The sequence below is a fragment of the Chryseobacterium sp. R2A-55 genome, assembly GCF_021401085.1.
GTDB lineage: Bacteria > Bacteroidota > Bacteroidia > Flavobacteriales > Weeksellaceae > Kaistella.
Genome location: NZ_JACBFP010000026.1, coordinates 1 through 2,012 on the forward strand (window position 1 = coordinate 1; position 2,012 = coordinate 2,012).

General features: G+C 35.7%; 2 protein-coding genes. One reads left to right on the forward strand and one right to left on the reverse strand.

All coding sequences use genetic code 11. From position 1 onward, the window contains the following. A partial coding sequence (locus L0951_RS13625) for a phage integrase N-terminal SAM-like domain-containing protein (RefSeq protein ID WP_410686747.1) occupies window positions 1-337 on the reverse strand: 337 nt, incomplete at its 3' end. A gap of 312 nt (window positions 338-649) precedes the next feature. Here L0951_RS13625 and L0951_RS13630 point away from each other — a divergent pair. Continuing rightward, window positions 650-1,444, forward strand: a complete 795-nt coding sequence (locus L0951_RS13630) for a hypothetical protein (protein WP_234111807.1) — start codon at window positions 650-652, stop codon at window positions 1,442-1,444. Window positions 1,445-2,012: the final 568 nt, after the last annotated feature.

The window sequence follows — 2,012 nt, forward strand, 5'->3', positions numbered from 1 at the left end:
GTTCGGCGGTTTGAAGCATGCGCCAGATCTCTTCGCGGCTCAGGATCACAGGAAGTTTGTTCACTTTAGCAATGGAGGGAAGATGCAGAAAACTATAGGGCAGACCTTCTGTTTTCAGCAGGAAGCGGAGTCCGTAAACGGTATGTTTGAAGTACGACTGGGAAGGTGTTTTGGAGCGCTGCTGGAGTTCAAAAAGGTAATCTTTGACCTGTTCGGGATCCAGTTCGGTGGGCAGTGTTTTGAAGTGCAGCGCTATGGCGGCGACATGCCGCGAATAATTATCAAAGGTGCGTTTGCTTCTGCCCAGGATGGAAATATTTCTTTCAAAGCGTTGCAGGAGTTCGGCAAAACCGTTAACTTCGCTAGAGGCACGGTTGAGGAATTTGTTCGTTCTTAACTCCTCAGGAGATTTTTTTTTGTAGCCATTTTATATGTTTTTTAGGGTTTAATAAAAACAAAGTTAATGAAACGGCGAATGGGAAAAGCTACCGGAGGTTTAGTTCAACAAGGTATTGCCAAAAGCGGGGCTGAGCGGCTTCGATTGGGCATTTGTGCAAGGTTCAACTCTCGTTCTTCGATTGAACTTTAGTGATAAAATCCCCGCCTTCGGCAATACCCAAACCGTTATCGGCAATTACAGAACAGCAGTATGTTAAAGAAAATTTTCTATGTAGCGTCAATCTTATTATTTAATTCTTGCATAGGAGATATTGAAAAATTAAAATTGGATAAATATTCCGAAAAGAATAAATCTTATGAAATTAAAGTTTTCGAAAAACATTTTGATGAAAAAGATTCACTTCTATCTCAAAAGATAAAATTAATGGTTTTTGACAGGAAAAATAGACTAATTAATGAAAACAATTCTATTTTTTACTTTTATAATTCTAAAAACAAAATTACTGAAGTAAAATCAATTTATAGAAGAGGACTTAAAACAAGCATTTTGGAGTATGATTATCTATATGACAAAAATGGAAATTTAAAATTCATAATCTATAATAATGACACCATTCAATATTTTTTATATGACAAGTATAATCAATTGATTGAAAAAGGAAATCGAGTTTCAAAATTCAAAACTACTTTTAAACGAAATGATAAAAATATTATTGAAGAAACTGAATATGAAAATGGTGGAATTGCTAAACATTCAAAATTCAAATACGATTCAAAACAAAATAAAATTATTAATAATTGGGTTTTTAATCGTGATCAACAAATGAAAACCTACTACAAGTACAATACAAAAAACAAATTAATTAGTGAAAGGGATAGTTGTATTACCACTTTTGGAAATCCAAATGAATTTGTTGAATTTCTAACCGAATATTATTATGATAAAAAAGACTCTATTTCTGAAAAAAGAGAATTAGGCAGAGTTTTGAGTGAAAAAGAAATGAAACTACGAGGAAGCACTAAATTTGAATATAAAAAATTGTAACTGCCGATAATAACTAAGCTTTCGTTTTGTCTGCAAGACAAGAAATGAAAGCCCGTTGAACGGAAGCTCCGGTGGCTTTTCAACAGCATTATGGTCCTCTTATGGGGATTTCGTTTTTAGAATTTAGAGCTACAAAGTAGTTTTTCAGAAGGACTGCTTTTTTTGTGACGTTTGATAGCCTTTGGAAGGGGTTCCTTTCTGCCGACAGGCAGGTTCTGCGGGTTGATTACCGAAGGTGCGTTTGCTTCTGCCCAGGATTGAAATATTTCTTTCAAAGCGTTGCAGGAGTTCGGCAAAACCGTTAACTTCGCTCGAGGCACGATTGAGGAATTTGTTTGATCTTAAATCCTCAGTAGATTTTTTTTTGTAGCCATTTTATGGGTTTTTAAAAGGTTAATAAAAACAAAGTTAATGAAACGGTGAATCAGAAAAGCTACCGGAGGTTTAGTTCAACAGGCGTTTGGCAAAAAAGCGGGTTCAGTGCTTAAATCAAGCTTTGTGCTTCGTATCAAGTTCAGTGCTAGCAGTCAGTTCATTGGTTCGAAATCCGGTTCTTCGCCAAGCGCCG